Raw genomic sequence first — 20,132 nt, forward strand, 5'->3', positions numbered from 1 at the left:
CCGTCAGCCCCCACGCCCACAGGTCGGCGGGCGGCCCCGGTGTAGACAGGGCCGCGCCCCGGCGCGCCGCGTACAGCGCCACGGTGAACAGCAGCAGCGCGTTGAGGCCGTGCACGAGGCCGACCAGCGGGATGCTGTGGCCGACGAGGCCGAAGGTGATCTGCAGGACGACCAGCAGCAGCACCAGCCCGGCCGCCTTCACGGCCCCGGGGAGCTTCGCCCAGAACGAGGAGATCAGCAGGAGCAGCGCGAGGACCGGGATGACGAAGATCCCGTTCATGCCGTGGATCATGAGCCCGAGGGCCTCGGCGAACGGCGTCTCGCCGCTCTCCATGAGCGTCTTGTCGACCACGCCGCCCCCTTCGACCCACAGGCCGAGCCCGGCGTCCGCCCAGACCACCATCGACGCCTGCACGGCGACCTCGATCGCCACCAGGTAGGCCAAGACCTTGTAGACGTTTTTCATCGCATCCTCCCTGTCCGGTGTTGTCGCGAGTCACGTTAGGGAGGGTGACTTGGGGCGGAATGGTGGCCGACTTGGGACGGACTGAGAAGAGGTCAGACCGGTCGTGCCAGTCGATACTGGGTGGGCGTGACGCCGTACGAGCGGGTGAACCAGCGGGTGAGGTGGGCCTGGTCGGTGAACCCGGCCTCGACGGCCACCCGGGCCGCCGGATGGCCCTGGGCGAGCAGGCGGCGGGCGGCGCGCAGCCGCAGCTGGCGCTGGTAGTCGCTGGGCGCGAGCCCGTAGGCCGTGCGGAAGGCCCGGTAGACGGCGTACCGGCTGGAGCCGGTCCAGGCCGCGAGGTCGTCGGCGCTGATCGGCTCGGCGTGGCGGTCGTGGATCAGCTCGCGCGCCTTGGCGGCCAGCCGCGTGACGGCGGGGGCGCTGAGGGCGGCGGGCGGTCCGGGCGGCGTGCGCGCGGCCAGGTGCACGAGGGCGGCGACGGTGGAGGAGAGCAGCTCGTCGCGTTCGAGCGGTCCGGCGCCGAGCTGCAGCGCGGTGTGCAGCCGGCGCAGCCGCTCCGCGAGCACGGGTGAGCCGAGGACCGGCGCGGCGAACAGGGGCCGCCCGGCGGGGCGCCCGGTCAGGTCCCGGAGCACGTCGGTGATCAGGTCCTCGCCGATGTGCACGATCCGGTACGTGAAGCCCAGCTCGTGGGCCGCGTGCCCGTCGTGCACCTCGTCGGGGTTGAACGCCATCACCATCCCGGCCGCGCTCGTGTGCCCGGCGCCACGGCAGGTGAAGGTCTGCGCGCCGTGCTCGGTGACGCCGAAGGAGTAGGTCTCGTGGCTGTGCCGGTGGTAGCGGTGGCGCAGGAAGCTCGCGTACATGGCCTCCAGCGGCATCCCGTCCGCGCGCCAGTAGCTGGTCCACTCCCGGGGCTCGCGGCGCTCGCCGGTCATGGCGTCACCATCCGGTCGTCGCCGCGCACGAGCGTACAAGACCGGCATGGCGCCCCGGGCGCAGGCTGGATCGCTGCCGCCGCGCCCGTCTCCTCTGTCCCCCGGCGCGGAACGGCGTGTCGCGGAGGTGAACCCATGGCAAGCACTGTAACGAGCGGCACCAAGCCGTACCTTCTGCTGGTCACGACGATGCTGCTGTGGGGGAGTGGCTTCGGCGCCTCCAAGGTGATCGTCGACCACCTGCCCCACTCCGTGGTCGCGACCCTCCGCTTCGGCGGCGGAGCCCTGGCGCTGCTGGTCGCCCTGCGGCTCTCCCGGCAGCCCGGCGGCCGGCGGCGACCGCCGGTGCGCGACTGGGCGCGGGCGGCCGGCGCGGGCGTGCTGGGCGTCTTCGTCTACAACGTGCTGTTCTTCTGGGGGCTGTCGCTGGCTCCGGCGATCGACGGGAGCACCATCGTCCCGGTCATGAGTCCGGTGCTGACCACGTCCTTCCTGCTGGTCATGGGCCGGGAGCGGGCGTCGGCGGCGCGGGTGGCGGGGCTGGTGATCGGCGCGGCCGGCGCCGTGGTCTTCTTCGTGGGCTCGGGCGGGCAGGCGGGCGCGGGCCAGGGCCGGCTCGCCGGGGACCTGCTCTTCCTGCTGAGCGCCTGCTGCTGGGCGGCGTTCACGCTGATGGGCCGCCGCGTGCTCGCCGGCATCGACCCGCTCAAGGCGACGACGTACGCGACGGTGAGCGGGGCGGTGCTCCTGGCGATCTACAGCGCGCCGTCGGCCGCCGAGGTCGCCTGGCACGACGTGCCCGCCTACGTCTGGCTGAACGTGGCCTTCGTGGCGCTCGGCCCGACCGCGGTGGCGAACCTGCTGTACTACCGGGGCATCCGCGACGTGGGGCCGGCGTCGGCGTCGATCATGATGTTCGTCGTGCCCGTCGTCGGGACCGCGTGCTCCGCCCTGTTCCTGGGAGAGTCGTTCGGCACCGTGCAGGCGGTGGGCGCGGCCGTGCTGCTCGTCGGCGCCGTCCTCGCCGTCACCCAGGGCAGGATCCCGGCACGGCGGCGCGCCGTCGTTCAGGAACCCGCCCCCGAACGTCGACCAGGTCACCTGGCATGATGCAGGGTCTATGACCATTTACCGGCTGCCCGCCAACACACCCCGCTCGTTCTACCGGGGTGAGGGGCGCATCGGCAGGTTCCGCGGCGTCCGTCCCGCCGAGGACCCGTACTTCCCGGAGGACTGGATCGCCTCGACCACGAGCCGGCACGGCGCGGCTCCCGCGGGGCTGACCACGCTGCCCGACGGCCGGTCGCTGGCCGAGGCGATCGCCGCCGATCCCGTGTGGTGGCTGGGGGAGCGGCACGTCGCGGAGCACGGCGCCGACCCGGCGATCCTGGTGAAGCTGCTCGACGCGGGCGAGCGCCTGCCGCTGCACGTGCACCCCGACCGCCGTTTCGCCGCCGCCCACCTGGCCTCGCCGTACGGGAAGACCGAGGCGTGGGTGATCGTCTCGGCCGAGCCGGGGGCGGCGGTGCACCTCGGCTTCGCCAGGGACGTCGAGCCGGGCGAGCTGGCCGGCTGGGTCGCGGACCAGCGGATCGACCGGATGCTCGACGCCACCAACCGGGTGCCGGTGCGGGCCGGCGACGCCATCCTCTGCCCCGCGGGCCTGCCGCACGCCATCGGGGCCGGGGTCCTCATGGTCGAGGTGCAGGAGCCGACCGACTTCTCCGTGCTGCTGGAGTGGGCGGGCTTCGACATCGACGGCCCGGCCGCCGGGCACCTGGGGCTCGGCTACGACCAGGCGCTCGCCTGCGTCGACAGGAGCGGCTGGGGTGAGGAAGGGCTCGCCGAGCTGAGCCGCGCCCGCCGCCCGTCGGCCGACGCCAGGCCCGGGGTCCAGCGGCTCTTCACCGAGCTCGCCGACGAGTTCTTCGCGGCCGAGCGGCTGCGGCCCGATCCGGTCAGCGTGCTGGAGCCGGCGTACTCGGTCGTCGTGATCACGGCCGGCGCCGGCTCCGTCGAGTGCGAGCACGGCGCGCCGCTCCAGGTCGGCGCCGGGGACACGCTGCTCGTCCCGTACGCGGCCGGGAAGTGCGCGCTGCGCGGCGACGTCGCGGCGGTGCGCTGCAAACCGGTGTGAACCGACGGGAGTCAGGCGATCCGCGGCAGGTCGGCGAGGCGGATCTGCCCGTGCAGCGGCCGTCCCGTGACGAACCGTTCGACCTCGCCCACCGCGTACTCTCCCAGCGCGCGCAGCTCCCTGCCCCGGGCGCCGCTGACGTGCGGGGTCACCCAGACCCCGGGCGCGGACAGCAGGGGATGGCCCGCCGGCAGGGGCTCGGGGTCGGTGACGTCGAGGATCGCGTTGAGCCTGCCCGACACGCACTCGCCGGTGAGCGCCTCGGTGTCGACGAGCGTGCCGCGGGCGGTGTTGATCAGCGTGGCGCCGTCCGGCAGCAGGCCGAGGCGGCGCTTGTCCAGCAGCCGGTACGTCTCGGGCAGGGCGGGCGCGTGCACCGTCACCAGGTCGGCGCGGCGGCACAGGTCGTCGAGCCCGACCGGCTCGCAGCCGAGCTCGCGTGCCCGGTCCGCGTCCAGGTAGGGGTCGTTGAGCAGCGGCGTCACCCCGTACGGTCTGAGCCGCTCGATCACCAGCCGGCCGACGCGTGAGGCGCCGATGACGCCCACGATGAAGGCGCCGAGCCCCGCGCGCTCGCCGGGAGCCGGGACGCCGCCGGGGCGGGGGCCGTCCGGCCAGCCGCCCGCGGCGTAGGCGTGGACCCGGCGCGGCACCGACTTGGCGGCCAGGACCAGCATCGAGATCGTGTAGTCGGCGACCGGCACCGCGTTCGCCGCGGCGGCCGACGACACCACGATGCCCCGCCGGAACACCTCGGCGGTGACGTGCTCCTTGACGCTGCCGGCGGCGTGCGCGATGGCCCGCAGCCTGGGCGCGCGCTCCAGCACGGCCGCGTCGATGCGGGGGCACCCCCAGCCGGTGATCAGCACCTCCACGTCGGCGAGCGTCCCCCCGAGGTGGGGGAGCACGGCGTCGGGGGCGTCGACCAGCCCGGCCAGCCGTTCGCGCACGTCATCGGGGAACAGCTCGCCGAACAACGCGCCGTGCATCGCGAAGGCGGCTCTCACCGCACGCTCCGCAGGCGCCCCACCGAGCTCCTGACCACGATGTGGGTGCCGAGCGTGATCGGCGGCTCGGCCAGCGGGTCCTTGCCGGACAGCGCGAGGCGTACGGCCGCCCGGCCCAGCTCGGCGTGCGGCAGGTGGACGGTCGTCAGCCCGATGTCCTCGGCCGGGGGCACGTCGTCGTAGCCGACGATGGAGACGTCCTCGGGGACGCGCAGGCCGTGCTCGTGGATCGCCTGTACGGCCCCGGCGGCGATCACGTCGGTGGCGGCGAAGACCGCGGTGAAGTCGTCGTGCCCGGCGGCGAGCCGCCGCTTCATGGCCGCGTACCCGCTGGCCCGGTCGAAGTCGCAGGGCACCTCGAGCGCCGGGTCGTGGCCGAGCCGGTGGTCGGCGAGGGCCGCCCGGTAACCCGCCACGCGGCTGTCGGACGTGGTGTGGCCGGGGCGCAGCCCCAGGTAGAGGATGCGCCGGTGCCCGGCCGACAGCAGGTGGGCGGTGACCGCGTGGGCTCCGCCCGTGTTGTCGAACCCGACGGTGAGCGCCGGGACCCCCTCGCCGAGCGGCGGCCGGCCGCACAGCACCAGGCGCGAGCCCGAGGAGGCCAGCCCGTGGGCGTAGTGCGTCATGCGTTCGCGGTAGTCGTCGTCCAGGATCACGCTGCCCACCAGGATCACCGCCTCGGCGCGCTGCTCGCGCATCATCCGGACGATGCTGAGCTCGCGCTCCATGTCGCCGCCGGTGGTGCAGATGAGCGACAGGCGACCCTCGGCGGCGGCCTGCTCCTCCACGCCCTGGGCGATGTAGGCGTAGTAGGGCACGGACACCGAGTTGACGACGATCGCCACGGCTCCGGGCGAGGCCACGGACAGGGCCCTGGCCTGGGCGTTCGGCACGTAGTCCAGCTCGCGCACCGCGCGCAGCACCTTGTGCCTGGTGCTCGGCTGCACCGGGTAGTCGCCCGCCAGGGTGCGCGAGACGGTCGCCACCGAGACCCCGGCCTGCTTGGCGACGTCGCGGATGGTGACGCGTTTAGCCGGTCCAGACAACGCGCTCCCCCACGGGTCCGTTGCGGGTGTAGCCGGGCTCGCGGCCGAGCGCGACCGTGACCCTTGATCCAGCGGCATCATTCCACGAGACCTCGTCGCCCTTCACCCGGATACCCGGCGCCTGCGCGGGGGAGCCGCGGCCCAGCCGCACCGCCGAGACGTAGACCGCGGCGCCGCCCGGGTGGGCGCCGATCAGGTACGGCGTGGCGGAGTGCGGGCCGATCGCGTTCTCGTCCTGGCGCAGCGCCGCCTGGGCGGTGCGCCAGCCGTGCAGCCCGGCGATCTCGCTCACCAGGCCGCTCACGGGCCCGCTCCCTGGGCCGCTCCCTGGGCCGGTCGCCACTGACGCGGTGAGCCCGGCCAGGGCGACCGCGCACGGCTCGCCGGAGGCGAGGGCGTGACCGCCGTCGCGGACCACGCTGCCCGCCGGGGCGGTGACGCGGTGCACGCGCACCTCCCACGGGCCGTCGAGCACGGAGGCGGTCTCCACGACGACCTCGCCGTCGGCGTAGCGGGAGGCGGCGAAGCCGTGGGCGATGCCGATGCGCTCGATGCGGCGGCGGCGGGTGGCGCGCCCGTCGGGGAGCAGCACGGCGAGATGGTTGTCGACGTTCTCGGCCCGGCCGCCGGGGCCGGTCTCGGGCGCTGTGTGCGTGGAGTAGCCGAGTTTGGCGTAGTGCGGGTCGTCCTTGGCGGAGTCGGGGTCGTTGCCGTCGCTGCCGTGGTTGACCAGGCGGGTGACGCCGTCGGTGCGGTGCAGGAGCCAGCCGGGCGCGGGCAGGGCCAGGGCGAGGTCGCCCTCGCCGGGCGCGGTGGCCGGGGCCGTCCAGACGGGGTGGTCCGGGCCGAGCAGCAGTCCCAGGAATCCCTTGCTCGCCCAGTACGGCGACGCGGGACCCGAATATCCCTGCGTCGTCGGCAGGTGCGGCCGGTGCCACCCCAGGGTGAGCAGGCCGCGCTCGTCGGGCACGCCGTGGGCGGCGAAGTGGTCGAGCGTGCGGCCCGCCATCAGGCGCGTGGTCCCCGGCCCGATAGGGGAGGCGTCGAAGATCGCGCCGAGCCAGAGCGGGGCCAGGCTCGCCATCCGGTACGTGAGCGACCGGCCCTGGTGCATCGGCGCGCCGTCGGGGGCGAAGAAGTGCCGGTAGCCGTCCAGGAACGTGTGCAGCCGCTCCTTGTGGACCGTGGCGTCGGCGCCCGACATCCTGGCCCACCACAGCGTGTAGAGGTGGATCGCCCAGCCGCAGTAGTAGTCGTAGTTCTGCCCGGCGCCGTCGGTGTACCAGCCGTCGCCGACGTACCAGCGCTCCACGTCGGCGAGGTGCCCGTCGATCTCGCCCTGGTCGTACGGCCCGCCGACCCCGGCCAGGAACTGCTCGACGATCACCTTGAACAGCACCCAGTTGCACGGCCAGGCGCGCTTGCCCACGATCTCGCCCAGCCAGGACACCACCCGCTCCTGGACGCCGGGGTCGAGCCGGTCGAACAGCAGCGGCCGGGTCTCGTGCAGCGCGATCGCGATCGAGGCGGCCTCCACGATCGTCTGGTTCAGATCGGTGATGGCCGGCCAGGCGTACTCGTGGCCGGGGTCGGTGCCGTGCGCGAGCCCGTCGGCGTAGCGTTCCAGCAGGCCCGCGGGCGCGCCGGCCGGGTCGCCCGCGAGGCGGAACGCGGCGAGCAGGAAGGTGCGCGCGAACCCTTCGAGCCCGTCGGAGCCGGGCCCCGACCAGCTCGTCCGGCCCGGCAGCCGGTACTGCGCGAAGCCGGGGGAGGCGTACGGCAGCACGGCGTCGAGCAGCCCGTCCGCCGTCTTCACCCAGTGCTCGCGAGGGCGGTCAGCGCGCACGACTACCTCCAGGTAACCGGTTACTCGTTGGCTCGGGCCGAACATACGCACGCGCCACAAGCGCCGTCAAGGGCGGTTCTGTCCGAAGGTAACGAGATGCTAACAACTCCGCCCAGCCGTACGGTGAACCTGCTGCTAAGTCCGGAATTTCGGGAATCTTCGCCGCGCGGACGGGTCTTGACGACCGTGTCAACGGCTTTTAACGTTCAGCGCAACTTGTCGAGTAACCGGTTACCAAGCCATCCGCCCCCAGCCGTTCTTGGAGTCTCGACATGGCCTATCGACCCGATCCCTCCAGCCTCAGCCGTCGCGACCTGATCAGGCTCGGCGGCGGCGCCCTCCTCGTCACCACGTCGCTGTCGGCGTGCACCGCCACCGGATCGCAGGGCGGATCGCAGCCGTCGAAGAGCGCACCTCCGGCCGATCGCCCGCTGGAGGCCCCGATGCTCGCCGACCAGATCAAGGCGGGCAAGCTGCCCCCGCTCGCCGAACGGCTGCCCGAGATGGCCGACCGCCTGGTCGTGGATGGGCCCGAGGGCCTGGGCGGCTACGGCGGCACGTACCACGGCGCCTGCCTCGGCGAGGGCGACGACCCGTGGCTGGAGCGCCTGATCGGCTACGAGCCGATGCTGCGCATGGACCCGGGCGGCAAGACGACGCTGCCCGGCACCCTCAAGGAGGTCGCCGCCAACGCCGACGGCACCGAGTACACCCTGCACATGCGCAAGGGCATGCGCTGGTCGGACGGCGAGCCGTTCACCGCGGACGACGTGATGTTCGCGATCGAGGACGTCTATTACAACGAGAAGGTCACCACCACGGGCGTGCCTGCGCTGCTGCACGTGAACGGCGAGCGCGCCAAGGTGGAGAAGGTCGACGACCACACGGTGAAGCTCACCTTCGCCAAGCCCAAGGGCGACTTCGTCGACGGCTGCCGCACCGCCACCTGGACGGGGGCCAACTTCGGCTTCTATCCCAAGCACTACCTGAAGGACTTCCACCCGACGTACAACAAGGACGTCGAGAAGGACATGGAGAAGAAGGGGTTCGGCGAGTTCGCGGCCTACTGGGAGGACCGGATCAAGTGGTGGAACAACCCCGAGCGCCCGACCCTGCACGCGTGGGTGGTGACCGACCCGCTCAACACCGGCGACCGGGCGGTGGCCGAGCGTAACCCGTACTACTGGAAGGTCGACTCCGGCGGCGCGCAGCTGCCCTACATCGACAAGCTGGAGTTCGCGATCATCCAGGAGGCCGAGGTGATGCTGCTCCAGGGTGTGGACGGCAAGCTCGACTTCCACGCCCGGCACATCAACTCCGACGTGAACAAGCCGGTGCTGGCCGAGGGACGCCAGAAGGGCGGCTACCACTTCATCAAGGTCGAGCCGACCACGATGAACCGGATGATCATCTCCCTGAATCTGTGCCACAAGAACAAGGAGCTGCGCGAGGTCTTCAGGAACAAGGACTTCCGCGTCGGCCTGTCCCACGCCATCGACCGGCAGAACATCATCAACACCGCCTACCAGCGCCAGGGCGAGCCCTGGCAGGCGGCGCCGCACCGCAACTCGGAGTTCTTCGACGAGCAGATGGCCAAGCAGTACACGCAGTACGACGTGAACCTGGCCAACCAGCACCTCGACAAGGCGGGGCTGAGCAAGAAGGACGGCGAGGGCTTCCGCCTGCTGCCGGGCGGCGACCGGCTACGCTTCTCCCTCGACCTGATCACGCTGTTCCCCGAGTGGGCCAACGCCGCCGAGCTGGTCCGCCAGAACTGGGCGGCGGTCGGCGTCGAGATGAAGGTCAACCCGATCGAGCGCACCCTGTTCTACGACCGCAAGGCGGCCAAGGCCAACGACCACGACGCGAACGTCTGGGCCGGGGACGGCGGCCTGCGCATCGAGATCGACGAGCCGCGCTGGTGGTTCCCCAACGGGGAGGAGTCCAACTACGCCACCCGCTGGGGCATGTACTTCCAGACCCGTGGCGAGAGCGCGGACGGGGAGAAGCCGCCCGCGCAGACGCTGCGCCAGATGGAGCTCTACTGGCAGATGCGGACCGAGCCCGACCAGGCCAAGCGCAAGGAGCTGTTCCGGCAGGTCCTCGCGATCGCCAAGGAGCAGTTCTACGCCATCGGGATCGTCCTGCCCACCGACGGCTACGCGATCGTCGGCAACAAGCTGAAGAACGTGCCGGCCAGCTATCCCGACGCCTTCCAGTTCCTCTCGCCCGGGCTCGTCAACGTGCCGACCTGGTACTTCGGAGCCTGAGACGATGCTGCGCTACCTCGGCAGGCGCGTCCTCGTCCTCATCCCGACGCTGGTCGCCATCTCCGTCATCACGTTCGTGGTGATCCAGCTCCCGCCGGGCGACTACCTGACCACGCTGACCGCGCAGCGGGCCGCCCAGGGCGACGCCGTGCCCACGGGCGAGGTGGCCCGGCTGACCGAGCGCTACGGGCTGGACCAGCCGGTCGTCGTGCAGTACTGGCAGTGGATCTCCAACATCCTGTTCCACGGCGACTTCGGCGAGTCCTTCGACTACGCCCGGCCGGTCACCGCGCTGCTCGCCGAGCGGCTGCCGCTGACGATCACGCTGTCGCTGGTCACGCTGGTCTTCATCTGGGCGGTGTCGTTCCCCATCGGCGTCTACTCCGCGATCCGGCAGTACTCCGCGGGCGACTACACCTTCACCTTCCTCGGCTATCTCGGGCTCGCCGTGCCGAACTTCCTGATCGCGCTCGTGCTGATGTGGGTCGGGCTCAAGTTCTTCGGCCTGAACGCGGGCGGGATCCTGTCGCCGGAGTACCGAGACGCCCCGTGGAGCCTGGCCAAGGCAGGCGATCTGGTGGCCCATCTGTGGATCCCGATCGTCATCTGGGGCACGGCCGGCACCGCGGGCAACATCCGCGTCCTCCGCGCCAACCTGCTGGACGAGCTGCGCAAGCCGTACGTGGTGGCGGCCAGGGCGCGCGGCATGCCCGAACGGAAGATGACGATCATGTATCCGGTGCGGGTGGCGATGAACCCGTTCTTCTCCACCATCGGCTGGGTCCTGCCCGGCCTGATCGCGGCGGACGCGATCACCTCCAAGGTGCTCAACCTGCAGACCACCGGGCCGCTGATGCTGCGCGCGCTGCTCGCCCAGGACATGTACCTGGCCGGGGCGATCCTGCTGATCAGCGCCGTGCTGGTGGTGGTCGGCACGCTGGTCTCCGACCTCGCGCTCGGCTGGCTGGACCCGCGCGTCCGGCTCAGGTACTAGGAGGGCCCGATCGTGAAGGATGAGACCCTCGCCGTCGCGTCGCAGTGGAAGCTCGTCTGGTGGGGCTTCAAGCGCCACCGGGTCGCGCTGGTCTGCGGCTTCGTCACCGTCGCCATCTACCTGGTCGCGGTCTTCGCGCCGTTCCTCGCTCCCGGCTCCGGCCAGAAGACCAACGCCGACTACACCTACGCGCCGCCGCAGGCGCTGCGCTTCGACACCGATACCGGGCTGTACGTCCACCCGTACACCTTCAAGCAGGACCCGGAGACGCTGGCGCTGTCGTTCGAGGCCGACGAGGGCAAGAAGGTGCCGGTCGGGTTCTTCGTCAGGGGCGAGCCGTACGAGCTGCTCGGGTTCATCCCCTGGGACCGGCACCTGATCGGCCCTTCGAGCGGGGGGCACATGTACCTGCTGGGCACCGACTCCGTGGGCCGTGACCTGCTGTCCAGGATCATCCAGGGCACCACGGTCTCCATGTCGATCGGGCTGGTCGGCGTGCTGCTCTCGCTGGTGCTGGGCATCGTGCTCGGCGGCGTGTCGGGATACGTGGGCGGCCGGACCGACACGGTGATCCAGCGTGCCATCGAGATCATCATGTCGATCCCGACGATCCCGCTGTGGATGGCGCTGTTCGCGGCCGTGCCGGCCTCGTGGAGCCAGCTCGAACGCTACTTCGCGCTCACCGTCGTCATCTCGCTGGTCGGCTGGACCGGCATGGCCAGGGAGGTGCGGGGCAAGTTCTTCGCCGTACGCGGCGAGGAGTACGTGATGGCCGCGACCGCCGACGGCGCCGGGCGCCTGCGCATCATGTTCCGGCACATGCTGCCGTCGTTCACCAGCCACATCATCGCCAACCTGTCGCTGTCGATCCCGTCGGTGATCCTGGCCGAGACCGCGCTGTCGTTCATCGGGCTCGGCCTGCAGACCCCGATGATCAGCTGGGGCGTGCTGCTGCAGGAGGCGCAGAACATCCGGGCCGTGTCCACCGCGCCCTGGATGCTGATCCCCGGCATCGCGGTCGTGGTGACCGTGCTGGCCATGAACTTCTTCGGCGACGGCCTCCGTGACGCGGCCGACCCGTACAAGCACTGACGCGGGAGGACCTCGTGGAAGAGCCGCTGCTCAGGATCGAAGGGCTGCGCACCCACTTCTTCACCTCGGAAGGCGTGCTCAAGGCCGTGGACGGGGTGGACCTGCGGGTGCCGGCGGGCAGGACCGTCTGCCTGGTCGGCGAGTCGGGGTGCGGCAAGTCCGTCACCGCGCGCTCGATCCTGCAGCTCGTGGACCGGCCGGGCCGGATCGTCGAGGGCTCGATCCGCTGGAAGGGCGCGAGCGACCTGGCCGGGCTCGACCCGGCCGGGGAGGAGCTCCGGCGGGTGCGCGGCGGCGAGATCGGCATGATCTTCCAGGAGCCGATGGCGTCCCTGTCGCCGATGTACACCGTGGGCGCGCAGCTCTCCCAGGCCCTGCGGCTGCACCGCGACCTGACCCGGCAGGAGGCCCGGCAGGAAGGCGTCGCGCTGCTGCGCAAGGTCGGCATTCCGGACGCCGAGCGGCGCTTCGACGCCTACCCGTTCCAGCTGTCGGGCGGCATGTGCCAGCGCGTGATGATCGCGATCGCGCTGTGCTGCGACCCGGCGCTGCTGATCGCCGACGAGCCGACCACCGCGCTCGACGTCACCACCCAGGCGCGCATCCTCGACCTGATGATGGACCTGCGCGCGCAGAACGACATGGCGATCCTGTTCATCACCCACGACCTCGGCGTGGTCGCGGAGATCGCCGACGAGGTCGCCGTGATGTACCTCGGCAAGATCGTCGAGCACGGCACCGTGGCGGAGATCTTCTCCGACCCCCGCCACCCGTACACGCGCGCCCTGCTCCGCTCGATCCCGGAGCTGCGGGGCAGCGGGGCCCGCCGGCGGCTGACCGCGATCCGCGGCATGGTGCCGTCGCTGCACCGGGTGCCGGACGGGTGCCCGTTCCACACCCGCTGCGACCACGCGATCGACGGGCTCTGCGACACCACGCCACCCCCGATCAAGAGGTACGGCGAGGCGCACGTGGCCTCCTGCCACCTCGACGAGGTCCCGGCCGAGCCCCCGGCCGCGGCGCTCCAGGTCGCCGAGCGGGCCGCCCCCGCCCCCGAGGCGGCCGGACCCCTGCTCAGGGTCGAGGGGCTGGCCAAGCACTACCCGATCGGCGGCGGCCTGTTCCGCAGGCCGACGGGGCTCGTCCGCGCCGTGGACGGGGTCGATCTGACGATCCTGCCCGGCCGGACGCTCGGCCTGGTGGGGGAGTCGGGCTGCGGGAAGACCACGCTCGGCCGCTGCGTCGCGCGGCTGGCCGACCCGACCGCGGGGCGGATCCTCTACCGGACGGAGTCGGAGGACGAGGTCGATCTCGCCACGGTGACCGGGGCCCGGCTGAAGGAGTTCAGGAGGCAGATCCGGGTGATCTTCCAGGACCCGTTCTCCTCGCTCAACCCCAGGATGACGCTCCAGCAGATCGTCGGCGAACCGCTCAGGACCCACGGCATCGCCTCCGGCGGCGAGCTGACGGACCGGGTGGCGGACATGCTGGCCCGCGTCGGGCTCCGCCCGGAGTACATGCGGCGCTATCCGCACGCGTTCTCCGGCGGCCAGCGGCAGCGCATCAACATCGCGCGTGCGCTGATCACCGGGCCCCGGCTCGTGGTGGCCGACGAACCGGTCTCCGCGCTGGACGTGTCCGTCCGCGCCCAGATCCTGAACCTGCTCACCGACCTGCAGGAGGAGCTGGGGCTGACGTACCTGTTCATCTCGCACGACCTGTCCGTGGTGGAGCACATCAGCGACCGGGTCACCGTCATGTACCTGGGCAAGGTCGTGGAGGACGCCGGCACGGCCGACCTCTACCGGGAGCCGCGCCATCCGTACACCGAGGCGCTGCTGCACGCCGTGCCGGTGCCCGACCCGGGCCGGCGGCGGGAGCGGCACGCGTACGAGATCGCCGACGATCTGCCCGACCCGGCCGCGCCGCCGCCCGGGTGCCGCTTCCACACCCGGTGCGCGCACGTCCGCGCCGAGCTGTGCCGCACCGACGTGCCCGACCTGCGCGCGTACGGCGAGCGGCGGGCGGCCTGCCACCACGCGGCCGAGCTCACCCTCGCCGGGGTGGGGTCAATGGCACGTGAAACGGAGGTCGACGGCCGGATGGCCGGGCGGGACGCGTAGCCGCAGGCGGTGGACGGTGTCGGGACGGCCGTGGTGGTCGCGGGTGGCGAGCGTCTCGACCGTCGCCGCGAACCCGGGATGGTCGAGGGTGACCAGGCCGTCCCAGCTCACCTGGTTTCCGCGCGCCTCGGGGCGGATCCGGCTGATGAACACCTCCTCGACCGGGACGTCGCCGGTGAACTCGTCACGCAGGTCGAGCCGGCCGTCCCGGTGCCAGCGGAAGCGGCGGACCACGGGCGACGGGTAGGCGGAGCTGAGGTCGAGCGCGAAGGTCAGGCCGTCGGGCGTTTTGGCGTACTCCAGCACCTCGGCGCGCCCGCCGCGCTGGGGGACGCCGCCGACGACCGGGAGCGAGTGGCCCTCCGCCGAGGGGTGCAGGAAGGTGTGGCGCCGGTCGCCGAAGTAGTCCCGCGTGTACTCGCCGGCCCCGAGGTCGTCCAGCACGTTGCGGCCGCCGGCCCTGAGGACGAAGTGGCCGAGGTCGTCGTGGTTGTGCGGCTCGTCGTTGTGCCCGCCCTTGGCCGCGAAGCCGTGGCCGTGCACCCCCCGGTCCACCACCCAGGCCAGGTCGGGCAGGTAGCTGGTGGTCTCCACCGGCCGTGACGGCACCGGGCGGTACCAGGCGAGCGTCCTGGACAGGTGGCCCCACCGGTAGCAGTGGTCGGCGTGGAAGGAGGGGACGGCGTCCGGCCCGGGGGTGCCGAAACGCTCGGCCAGCCTGGTGAGCAGGCCGGCCGGGAGGAACGGGTCGTCCGTCGTGTCCGAGAACGGCACGTGCCCGCCGTCGGCGAAGCGCACCCGGTGCGGGAACGCGGCCATCGCGGCCACCTTGGGATGGTCGAGCAGATCCTCCCCGGTGCGCTCGCGCAGCGCCTCGGCGAAGTAGACGAAGTAGCCGAACCCGTAGACCCAGTACGCGACGCCTTCGACGCAGCCGCCGTCGTCCCCGTACCCGTCCAGGAACCGCCGCATCGCGGCCCGGCACCGCTCAAGCACCGGCTCGGGGTCGTCCAGCACGGCGAGCGCCGCCATCCCGGCGGCGCCTCCGCACACCGCCTCCCAGTTGTTGCCGAACCCCTCCCACTCCATGGGACGCGGGTCCAGGAACCGGTCGAGGACCCGTTTCCGGACCTCGGCGCGGGCCCGCTCGCCGACCACCGGGTCCACCCGCCCGGCGAGCTCGGCCAGCGTGTGGGCGGTCTCGCAGGCGAACAGGTCGACAGGCATCGACCGGTGGGCGGGCAGCACCCACGTGTACTCGTCGCAGGTCGCCCACACCACGTCGTCGAGCGCATCCCCAAAGGGATCGAGCAGGGCCAGAGCCGCCAGCCTGGCGCGGCGGCCGAAGTAGCGCCGCTCGTAACCCAGCCGCTCTCCCGTGCGCCCGTACTCGCGGAAGGCCGTGTACGGCAGGCCGGGCAGCGGCTCGTCGCTCGCCGCGACCTCGCGGATCTCGCGTTCCAGAGCGGACAGCACGGGTCCGATCATAAAGAAACGGGCGGCTCGGCATTCCGCCGGGCCGCCCGCTTCGCCGGGTCAGCCGCTGGTGAGCGTGAAGCCCTGCTCGGTGCCGAAGGCGGTGATGCGGTCCTGCCACGCCTTCAGCGCGCCGGCCAGGTCGCCGCCGCCGTCGATGGCCTGGCCCACGGTGTCCTTGAAGACGCTGTTGGCGTACACCTGGAACGGCAGGTACTGCCAGCCGGGGTTGACGGCGGCCGAGGCGTCGCCCAGGACCTGGTTGATCTTCTGCCCGCCGAAGAAGTCCTGCGGCGCGTCACGGAAGGCCGGGTCGTCGAGCAGCGCCTTCGTGGCGGGGAACAGCCCGGCCTCGGAGTTCAGCGACTTCACGGCCTCCGGGTCGGAGTTGAGCCACTCGGCGAAGGCGACGGCGGCCGGGATGTTCTTGCTCTGCGGGATGACCGCGACCGACGAGCCGCCGTTCTCGGAGTTCATCGGCTTGGCCGCGTCGAACTGCGGCATCGGGGCGACCGCCCACTTGCCCTTCGTCTTGGGGATGGAGTTGATGATGCCGTTCGGGGCCCAGGCGCCGGTCAGCCAGGCCGCGTACTTGCCGGAGCCCATGCCCTTCCACCACTCGTCCGTCCAGCCGGGCTGCGGGTCCACCAGCTTCTCGCCGAGCAGGGTGGTCCAGGTGCCGACCCACTGCTTGACGCCGGGGTCGGAGGACAGCGTGACGCCGACCGAGCTCTCGCCCGAGGTCTTGAACGGCGCGCCGCCCGCCTGCCAGATCATGCTGTCCACGCCGCCGGCGTCACCGGGGTCGATGGTGGTGAGGAAGTTGTCCGGGTTGTCGGCCTTGATCTTCTTGGCCGCGTCCACGAACTCGGCCCACGTGGTCGGGGGCTTGATCTTCAGCTTGTCGAAGATGTCCTTGCGGTAGAACATCGCCATCGGGCCCGTGTCCTGCGGAATGCCGTACACGCCGCCGTTGATCGCCACCTGGCCCCACGCCGCGGGGGCGAACTTGTCCTTCAACGAGGCGGCGCCGTAGTCCGCCAGGTTGACGACCTGCTTGGCCAGCGCGAACTGCGGGAGCGCGAAGTACTCGACCTGCGCCACGTCGGGCGCGCCGGAGCCGGCCTTGATCGCGGTCTGCAACTTGGTGTACTGGTCGGCGGACTGCCCCGCGTTCACCACGTTGACCTTGATGTTCGGATATTTCGCCTGGAAGCGGGCGACGGTCTTCTCGATCCCCGTGACCCAGGTCCAGAACGTCAGCTCGGCCGGCTTGCTCAGCGCGTCCTGGACGGCCGCCGTCGCGCTCGGGGCGGCGGCCGGTGCGGTGGCGCCCCCTCCAGAACCGCCACCGCACGCGGCCAGCGCCAGCGACAGGGCCGCGGCGACACCGGCGGTCATCGCATGTCTTCTCATGATGTTTCCTCACTCACGGGGGGTTACTGCTTGACGCTTCCGGTGGCCAGGCCCGACTGCCAGTACCGCTGGAGCACCAGGAAGGCGACGATCAACGGCACGATGGACAGCAGGCTGCCGGTCAGGATGAGCTGGTAGCTGGCGTCGCCGGCGCCCGAGGTGCCGCTGTTGGCCTGGGCGTTCCACTGGTTCAGCCCGACGGTGAGCGGGAACCAGTCCGGCGAGTTCAGCACGATCAGCGGCAGGAAGTAGTTGTTCCAGGTCGCGACCAGCGCGAAGAGCAGGACCGTGACGAACCCGGGGGCCAGCAGCCGCAGGGCGATGGTGCGGAAGATCCTGAACTCTCCCGCGCCGTCGATGCGGGCCGACTCCAGGATCGAGTCGGGCACGGCGTCGGCCGCGTAGACCCGCATCAGATAGAGGCCGAACGGGCTGCACAGTGCCGGGATGAGCACCGCCCACGGGGTGTCGACGAGCCCGACCTGGCTGAAGAGCAGGTACGTCGGCACCGCCAGGGCCGTGCCCGGGATGGAGATCGCGCCGAGCACCATCGCGAACAGCAGCTTGCGGCCAGGGAAGTCGTACTTCGCCAGGGCGTACCCGCCGAGAGTGGCCAGCAGGGCGGCGCCGCCCGCGCCCACCACGGCGTAGAGCACGGTGTTGCCGAACCAGCGCAGGAAGATGCCGTTCTGGTAGCTCAGGGTGTCGCCGATGTTGGCGAACAGGTGGAAGTCCCCGCCGAACCAGAGCCCGAAGGTCGAGAACAGGTCGCCGCTGCTCTTGCTGGCGTTGGCCAGCAGCCAGAACAGCGGGAGCACCGCGTACCCGAACATCACCAGCATGAGCACGGTGAGGGTGGCGCTCTTCCTGCGGCGCTTGGCGGTGGGGGATCGGTGCGCGCCGGACCGGCGCGTGGCGACCGCGGTCACAGGGTCTGCTCCCTTCTCGCCGTGATGAGCTGCACGGCGTACGCGACCACGACGGTGACGAGGCCGAGGACCACGGCGACGGCGGCCGAGTAGTTGATCTGCTGGCCGTTGAAGGCGAGGTTGTAGGCGTACATGTTGGGCGTGTAGCCGGTCGAGATCACCGCGGGCGCGAGCTTCTGCAGGATGTTCGGCTCGTTGAAGAGCTGGAAGCTGCCGATGATCGAGAAGATCGTCGCCACGAGCAGCGCGGGGCGCAGGGCGGGCAGCTTGATGCTCCAGGCGATGCGGATGGCGCCCGCCCCGTCCATCTCGGCGGCCTCGTAGAGCTCCTCGGGGATGGCCCGCAGCGCGGCGTACAGGATGATCATGTTGTAGCCGACGTACTCCCAGGTCACCATGTTGCCGATGGAGGTCAGCATCCAGGGGCGCGACAGCAGGTCGGGGGCCGTGACGCCGAGCGCGTCGCCGATCTGGCCCACCAGGCCGAACTGGTCGCCGTACATGTAGCCCCACAAGAGGGCCGCCACCACGGCCGGCACCGCGTACGGCATGAAGATCGAGATGCGGAACAGCGACGGCCAGCGCAGCCGGCCACTGTCGATGGCGAGCGCGCACCCCAGGGCGATGAGCAGCATGACGGGCACCTGCACGACCAGGAAGAGCGCCACGCGGAGCAGGCCCGCCCCGAACAGCGCGTCGCCCAGGGCGCGGGTGTAGTTGGCCATTCCGGAGAAGACCGTGCCGCCGATGAGGCGGTCCTGGAAGAAGCTGAGGTAGATCGCGTACGCCAGCGGCGCGACCACCGCGACCAGGAAGACCACGAAGAACGGCAGGAAGAAGGCGTAGCCGGCGACCCGCAGGCGCAGGAGCGGCCGGCCGAGGCCGGGCCGCGCGGCCCGCGCGGTCATGTCGCGCTCCTCTGCGATGTTCGCGCTGCCACGAATACTGGCACTGAGCTCTCCTTGTCGGGGGCCATCTGCGGCGGATGAGCCGCGCTGCTACCTGCGCCACCGTGGGCCTGCCCGCTGCGGTAGCTGCGATGATCGTGTGTTTACGTAAACATGAAGAAGGTGTCCCGTAGTCTGGAGCCGCCGCAGGATCATGTCAATAGGTAACCGTCAGTTAACATACGTGGCGATTTGGTGGTCTTTTATGTCGATCTCTCGTGGCCATTGACGGCTGGGGCATGTTTACGTAAACATCTGGCGAGAGCATCGGACGATCAGAGGTGGCAGTTGGACGGGACGACCCAGGAATCACCGGCGGGACGACGCTCGCGCAGGCGGCCGTCCATGGCCGACGTCGCCGCGATGGCCGGGGTCTCCAGCCAGACGGTCTCCCGGGTGGTCAACAACCGCAGCAACGTCGAGGAGGAGACCCGCCAGCGCGTGCTGTCGGCCATGCGGGTCCTCGGCTACCGGCCCAACACCGCCGCGCGCGCCCTGGTCACCGGCCAGTTCCGCACCCTGGGCCTGATCAGCTTCGGGCTGTCCAGCTTCGGCAACGCCCGCACCGTCGACGCCGTCACCCGGGCGGCGCAGCGCGCCGGCTACACCGTGAACATGATCGCCGTCGAGTCGCAGACCGAGCAGGCCGTGCACGAGGCGTTCGACCAGCTCACGGTGCAGGCGGTCGACGGCATCGTGCTCATCGAGGCGCAGATCCTCGACACCCCCTCGCTCCGGCTGCCGCCGGGCGTCCCGGTCGTGATGGCCGACGGCGACGTCAGCCACCGCCACCCCATGGTGGACACCGACCAGGCCCTCGGCGCCCGGCTCATCACCCGCCACCTGCTCGACCTCGGTCACGAGACCGTCTGGCACGTCGCCGGTCCCGAAGACTCCTACGCCGCGCGGCGCCGGGCCGAGTCCTGGCACGCCACCCTCAAGGAGGCGGGGGCCGCGACTCCGCAGTTACTGTTCGGCGACTGGAGCGCGGCCAGCGGCTACAAGGCGGGCCGCGAGCTGGCGCGGCGGCCCGGCGTGACGGCCGTCTTCGCCGCCAACGACCAGATGGCCCTCGGCGTGATGCGCGCGATGATCGAGGCGGGTCACCGCGTCCCCGAGGACGTCAGCATCGCCGGCTTCGACGACCTCGACGAGTCGGCCTACCTCTCCCCGCCGCTCACCACCGTCCGCCAGGACTTCGACGTGGTGGCCGAGAAGATCGTGGCGCTCATGATCGGCCAGATCGAGACCGGGACGGCCCCGTCCGCCACCGCTTTCGTCGCCCCCGAGCTGGTCGTCCGGCAGAGCACCGGCGCGCCGCCCCGTACGTGACCCAGAAAGAAGGGAGGAGCGGCGGGGGCCGCCCCGCGGGGGCGCCGCGCCGCGCGTGATAGCCGGTGCGGCCGGTTTGTGCCCCGGGGCCGGGGGCCCCCGCGGCCCCG

The 20,132-nt window shown here is 71.5% G+C and carries 16 protein-coding genes; 7 read left to right on the forward strand and 9 right to left on the reverse strand.

What is annotated here, in order from left to right; translation table 11 throughout:
• Both ACWEPL_RS57400 and ACWEPL_RS57405 read right to left on the reverse strand, forming a co-directional pair.
• The coding region (locus ACWEPL_RS57400; protein WP_452441642.1) for a hypothetical protein at window positions 1-466 on the reverse strand (466 nt) is incomplete at its 3' end.
• A gap of 92 nt (window positions 467-558) precedes the next feature.
• The gene (locus ACWEPL_RS57405; RefSeq protein WP_452441643.1) at window positions 559-1,407 is read right to left on the reverse strand and encodes an AraC family transcriptional regulator; all 849 of its coding nucleotides are present in this window, start codon (window positions 1,405-1,407) and stop codon (window positions 559-561) included.
• A gap of 135 nt (window positions 1,408-1,542) precedes the next feature.
• On the opposite strand from ACWEPL_RS57405, the gene ACWEPL_RS57410 reads away from it, so the two are divergent.
• Window positions 1,543-2,517 carry a DMT family transporter gene (locus ACWEPL_RS57410; protein WP_452441644.1) on the forward strand — a complete coding sequence of 325 codons (975 nt, stop codon included), beginning with the start codon at window positions 1,543-1,545 and terminating at the stop codon, window positions 2,515-2,517.
• A 10-nt stretch (window positions 2,518-2,527) separates the two neighbouring features.
• Window positions 2,528-3,544, forward strand: a complete 1,017-nt coding sequence (locus ACWEPL_RS57415) for a class I mannose-6-phosphate isomerase (RefSeq protein WP_452441645.1) — start codon at window positions 2,528-2,530, stop codon at window positions 3,542-3,544.
• Between the two features lie 11 nt (window positions 3,545-3,555).
• Here the strand turns inward: ACWEPL_RS57415 and ACWEPL_RS57420 are convergent, their stop codons facing one another.
• From ACWEPL_RS57420 to ACWEPL_RS57430, 3 genes are read right to left on the reverse strand one after another with little or no spacing between them, the layout of a single operon-like run.
• Window positions 3,556-4,551 carry a hydroxyacid dehydrogenase gene (locus tag ACWEPL_RS57420; protein ID WP_452441646.1) on the reverse strand — a complete coding sequence of 332 codons (996 nt, stop codon included), beginning with the start codon at window positions 4,549-4,551 and terminating at the stop codon, window positions 3,556-3,558.
• On the reverse strand, window positions 4,548-5,597 hold the full coding sequence (locus ACWEPL_RS57425) for a LacI family DNA-binding transcriptional regulator (RefSeq protein WP_363964862.1): 1,050 nt from the start codon (window positions 5,595-5,597) through the stop codon (window positions 4,548-4,550). Before ACWEPL_RS57425 ends, ACWEPL_RS57420 begins: the two co-directional genes overlap by 4 nt.
• Window positions 5,581-7,443, reverse strand: a complete 1,863-nt coding sequence (locus ACWEPL_RS57430; protein ID WP_452441647.1) for a DUF2264 domain-containing protein — start codon at window positions 7,441-7,443, stop codon at window positions 5,581-5,583. The genes ACWEPL_RS57425 and ACWEPL_RS57430 overlap by 17 nt, the downstream gene beginning before the upstream one ends.
• A gap of 272 nt (window positions 7,444-7,715) precedes the next feature.
• Between ACWEPL_RS57430 and ACWEPL_RS57435 the strand changes: the two genes are divergently transcribed.
• The 4 genes from ACWEPL_RS57435 to ACWEPL_RS57450 are packed head-to-tail and all read left to right on the forward strand — an operon-like array spanning window position 7,716 to window position 13,922.
• A complete protein-coding gene (locus ACWEPL_RS57435) occupies window positions 7,716-9,713 on the forward strand; it encodes an ABC transporter substrate-binding protein (protein ID WP_452441648.1) in 1,998 nt (665 codons plus the stop codon).
• A 4-nt stretch (window positions 9,714-9,717) separates the two neighbouring features.
• Complete coding sequence (locus tag ACWEPL_RS57440; RefSeq protein ID WP_363964868.1) at window positions 9,718-10,707, forward strand: ABC transporter permease; 990 nt, start codon at window positions 9,718-9,720, stop codon at window positions 10,705-10,707.
• Between the two features lie 12 nt (window positions 10,708-10,719).
• On the forward strand, window positions 10,720-11,799 hold the full coding sequence (locus tag ACWEPL_RS57445; protein WP_452441649.1) for an ABC transporter permease: 1,080 nt from the start codon (window positions 10,720-10,722) through the stop codon (window positions 11,797-11,799).
• A gap of 14 nt (window positions 11,800-11,813) precedes the next feature.
• Window positions 11,814-13,922 carry a dipeptide ABC transporter ATP-binding protein gene (locus ACWEPL_RS57450; RefSeq protein WP_452441650.1) on the forward strand — a complete coding sequence of 703 codons (2,109 nt, stop codon included), beginning with the start codon at window positions 11,814-11,816 and terminating at the stop codon, window positions 13,920-13,922.
• On the opposite strand, the gene ACWEPL_RS57455 is transcribed toward ACWEPL_RS57450, so the two are convergent.
• Genes ACWEPL_RS57455 through ACWEPL_RS57470 form a run of 4 tightly spaced genes read right to left on the reverse strand, consistent with a single transcriptional unit; the run spans window position 13,869 to window position 18,651 of the window.
• Window positions 13,869-15,398, reverse strand: coding sequence for a hypothetical protein (locus ACWEPL_RS57455; protein ID WP_452441651.1), 1,530 nt, complete (start codon window positions 15,396-15,398; stop codon window positions 13,869-13,871). The genes ACWEPL_RS57450 and ACWEPL_RS57455 overlap by 54 nt on opposite strands.
• 60 nt (window positions 15,399-15,458) lie before the next feature.
• Window positions 15,459-16,814, reverse strand: coding sequence for an ABC transporter substrate-binding protein (locus tag ACWEPL_RS57460; protein WP_363964874.1), 1,356 nt, complete (start codon window positions 16,812-16,814; stop codon window positions 15,459-15,461).
• A gap of 23 nt (window positions 16,815-16,837) precedes the next feature.
• Entirely contained in the window at window positions 16,838-17,743 is a 906-nt protein-coding gene (locus tag ACWEPL_RS57465; RefSeq protein ID WP_363964876.1) for a carbohydrate ABC transporter permease, read from the reverse strand.
• Window positions 17,740-18,651, reverse strand: coding sequence for a carbohydrate ABC transporter permease (locus tag ACWEPL_RS57470; protein ID WP_452441652.1), 912 nt, complete (start codon window positions 18,649-18,651; stop codon window positions 17,740-17,742). The genes ACWEPL_RS57465 and ACWEPL_RS57470 overlap by 4 nt, the downstream gene beginning before the upstream one ends.
• Before the next feature lie 384 nt (window positions 18,652-19,035).
• Here ACWEPL_RS57470 and ACWEPL_RS57475 point away from each other — a divergent pair, with 384 nt between their 5' ends.
• Window positions 19,036-20,022, forward strand: coding sequence for a LacI family DNA-binding transcriptional regulator (locus ACWEPL_RS57475; protein WP_452441653.1), 987 nt, complete (start codon window positions 19,036-19,038; stop codon window positions 20,020-20,022).
• Window positions 20,023-20,132 lie beyond the last annotated feature (110 nt).

Source organism: Nonomuraea sp. NPDC004186, from assembly GCF_053603495.1.

What these genes read in the sequence shown, in the direction of transcription:
- ACWEPL_RS57470 (WP_452441652.1), bottom strand. Translation starts at nt 18,651, where the DNA reads ATGACCGCGCGGGCCGCGCGGCCCGGCCTCGGCCGGCCGCTCCTGCGC.
- ACWEPL_RS57460 (WP_363964874.1), bottom strand. Translation starts at nt 16,814, where the DNA reads ATGAGAAGACATGCGATGACCGCCGGTGTCGCCGCGGCCCTGTCGCTG.
- ACWEPL_RS57440 (WP_363964868.1), top strand. Translation starts at nt 9,718, where the DNA reads ATGCTGCGCTACCTCGGCAGGCGCGTCCTCGTCCTCATCCCGACGCTG.
- ACWEPL_RS57410 (WP_452441644.1), top strand. Translation starts at nt 1,543, where the DNA reads ATGGCAAGCACTGTAACGAGCGGCACCAAGCCGTACCTTCTGCTGGTC.
- ACWEPL_RS57415 (WP_452441645.1), top strand. Translation starts at nt 2,528, where the DNA reads ATGACCATTTACCGGCTGCCCGCCAACACACCCCGCTCGTTCTACCGG.
- ACWEPL_RS57435 (WP_452441648.1), top strand. Translation starts at nt 7,716, where the DNA reads ATGGCCTATCGACCCGATCCCTCCAGCCTCAGCCGTCGCGACCTGATC.
- ACWEPL_RS57475 (WP_452441653.1), top strand. Translation starts at nt 19,036, where the DNA reads ATGGCCGACGTCGCCGCGATGGCCGGGGTCTCCAGCCAGACGGTCTCC.
- ACWEPL_RS57405 (WP_452441643.1), bottom strand. Translation starts at nt 1,407, where the DNA reads ATGACCGGCGAGCGCCGCGAGCCCCGGGAGTGGACCAGCTACTGGCGC.